This window comes from Serratia sp. LTN-2 (assembly GCF_059740205.1).
Genome location: NZ_JCAXDO010000101.1, coordinates 1 through 598, shown reverse-complemented (window position 1 = coordinate 598; position 598 = coordinate 1). Strand labels below are relative to the sequence as shown.

Sequence of the window (598 nt, the reverse complement as noted above, 5' to 3'; positions counted from 1 at the left end):
CAGTAACGGTTGATACAGTCCCTGCAGACCTGATCGGTGCGATCACGATTCCTGAAGACCTAAATGGCGACGGTATCCTGAATGCAGACGAGTTAGGCACAGACGGCAGCTTCAATGCACAAGTGGCGTTGGGACCAGATGCGCTTGACGGCACAGTGGTGAATGTCAATGGTGTGAACTACACCGTGACAGCAGCTGACCTTGCAAACGGCTATATCACAGCAGCGATTCCTGTGACAGGCGAAGGCCCTGTAGCGATCCATGCAGAAGCAGTGGATGCACAAGGTAATGTCGATGTTGCAGATGCAGACGTGACAGTAACGGTTGATACAGTCCCTGCAGACCTGATCGGTGCGATCACGATTCCTGAAGACCTAAATGGCGACGGTATCTTGAATGCAGACGAGTTAGGTACAGACGGCAGCTTCAATGCACAAGTGGCGTTGGGACCAGATGCAATCGATGGCACAGTGGTGAATGTTAACGGTACTAACTACACCGTCACAGCGGCTGACCTTGCCAACGGCTTCATCACAGCAACTCTGGATGCAACAGCAGCAGATCCTGTGACTGGTCAGATTGTGATTCATGCTGAGGC

General features: G+C 52.3%; 1 protein-coding gene. It reads left to right on the top strand.

The window, feature by feature from the left end:
- Positions 1-598 (top strand): hypothetical protein (locus AC6BYQ_RS28560; RefSeq protein WP_498057937.1); only part of this gene is annotated, 598 nt, incomplete at both ends.